The 1,670-nt window shown below is 49.2% G+C and carries 3 protein-coding genes and 1 pseudogene; 1 reads left to right on the top strand and 3 read right to left on the bottom strand.

Annotated elements, in window-relative coordinates; genetic code table 11:
- The 3 genes from DWW33_RS15490 to DWW33_RS15480 form a co-directional block, all read right to left on the bottom strand.
- The coding region (locus tag DWW33_RS15490) for a DUF3847 domain-containing protein (RefSeq protein WP_199650798.1) at positions 1-197 on the bottom strand (197 nt) is incomplete at its 3' end.
- A gap of 286 nt (positions 198-483) precedes the next feature.
- Positions 484-687: a hypothetical protein gene (locus DWW33_RS15485; protein WP_117825505.1), complete on the bottom strand. Its 204-nt coding sequence runs from the start codon at positions 685-687 to the stop codon at positions 484-486.
- 145 nt (positions 688-832) lie between these two features.
- Complete coding sequence (locus tag DWW33_RS15480) at positions 833-1,057, bottom strand: helix-turn-helix domain-containing protein (RefSeq protein ID WP_008368839.1); 225 nt, start codon at positions 1,055-1,057, stop codon at positions 833-835.
- A gap of 302 nt (positions 1,058-1,359) precedes the next feature.
- On the opposite strand from DWW33_RS15480, the pseudogene DWW33_RS15475 reads away from it, so the two are divergent.
- Positions 1,360-1,670, top strand: a pseudogene (locus DWW33_RS15475) (hypothetical protein); the annotation flags it as partial.

The following is a 1,670-nucleotide window of genomic DNA, read 5'->3' as shown; positions in this document are numbered from 1 at the left end:
GTCAGCTCCTTTGTCTGTGGCGCAATGCTCTCAATAGCTGCCCCACGGGTAATCAGCCGGTGCGTCCTCTGTTTCCGGGAACCGCTTTCCAGATACGCCTGCCGGTTTTTCAAACGCTGCATTTTCCGTTTTTCCCGTTCCAGCAGGACAGTGGTTTTTTCATATTCCTGCTTCAACTGTTCCAAAGATTTTTCCATGTTCTCACATCCTTTACTTATAAGATAAAGAAAGACCATCCGCAGACAGTCCGTGTGTCAGTGCTTCTATAAAACCCGATGAAAAGGGAAAACCGCAGAGCGGATTTCTCTTTTCGGCGGGTACACAGGGGATAGCCGCTTTAGCGGCGCAAGGGGGTGTAGCCACCTTGTCGGAGCGAAGCGAACGCAGACCTCGGATTGCTGATTTTATCAGCGGCAGAGGTAAGCTCCGCAGGACGCACGATACATGGTCTTTAGACTATGTATAGAAGTGCGCCCTTAGTTCCTAAGGGATTTTGCCGTTTCCGGCAGTCTTGTCCTTTTTCTTGGAACGCTTGGAAAGATACTTCGGGCAGTCAACCACAACCGCCCGGAAGCTCTGTTTACATTGGTGCTGGCATTTCCGGCACAGTTCGTTGTAAGTGATACGGCTGCGGTCATTTAAGAAGAAAGACCATTCCAGCCGCCGCTTGTTGCTCATTCTTGCCATAACCGGCTCCTTTCTCCGTTTCTATCTGATGTACGCAGACAGGCTGTTTTGGTGTAGCGTTTCGGTATCATTTTTAAGGTTTTTTCCCTCTGTATGCCCCTTTGGAAAGTGCGGCAGTATGCAGTCAGGGAATGATACCTCACGCTTATTTGTCGCTTCTCGGTACGGTTTCGGAGCCTTTTGCCATCCATTCAAAGAAAGCAATTTTGCTGACCTTGATAAGCCTGCCCCTGCGGAACGCCGGAAAGCCGGGGGTGTGTACCAGCTCATAGGCGCTCGCTCTTGAAATTCCCATAATCCGCTGGATGTCCGCCACATCCAGAACCAGCGGTAAATCCTCGTAGCTGTTCAATCTCTTTTTATCGTTCATTCTGTTCCTCCCATAAATCAAATAGGTTAAAATGCTTCCTGCTGCCGTTCTCCCCAAAAGCCGTTTTCCTGCCCCATTCCTGCGGTGTTTCCCTGCATTGGTGCGCCGGATGCGTCACTTCTCCTGCCGGTCATATCCCTTTTGGACGGTCATTCACTTGTCAAGGTGCTGTGTGGCACGAAATTACCAACTGCAATCATCATAGTGGACTATCCTTGACAAAACAATACTTCTGCGATACCATGAGTGTAACTGATATAACTAAATTATATAATTACCATAAACAAAGGCAGGGGATAGGGATGGAGAATCAGTTTATACGGCATGAGCCATGTTTTGAGAGGATTTTGTTCGTCCTGACGCTGGACAGGAAGAAAATGAAAGAGAGGATTTTGATTGGGGAAGAACAGCAGATCCGCTTCCGTCTGAACGGGAGCCAAAACGCAGAGGTGCTTTGTGATATGACACGCCCACTGGGGACTTTTTTGATAAACTTTGAGCGTGACACGGACAGAGACTGGAACTTATATGGGCTTTCTCCGCTGCGGCAAGCCCTCCACTCCAACCGATGGAAACAGCCGGAGCTGGAGCAGGCGGCAAGCGAATTTCTTTG

It is taken from the genome of Roseburia sp. AF15-21, from assembly GCF_003479505.1.
Classification (GTDB): domain Bacteria; phylum Bacillota; class Clostridia; order Lachnospirales; family Lachnospiraceae; genus Roseburia_C; species Roseburia_C amylophila.
Note: the sequence above shows the minus strand (reverse complement) of the source record. Positions and strands in the feature narration are given on the sequence as shown.

Excerpts from the sequence above, each read along its gene's own strand:
- DWW33_RS15485 (WP_117825505.1), bottom strand. The coding sequence starts at position 687 with ATGGCAAGAATGAGCAACAAGCGGCGGCTGGAATGGTCTTTCTTCTTA.
- DWW33_RS15480 (WP_008368839.1), bottom strand. The coding sequence starts at position 1,057 with ATGAACGATAAAAAGAGATTGAACAGCTACGAGGATTTACCGCTGGTT.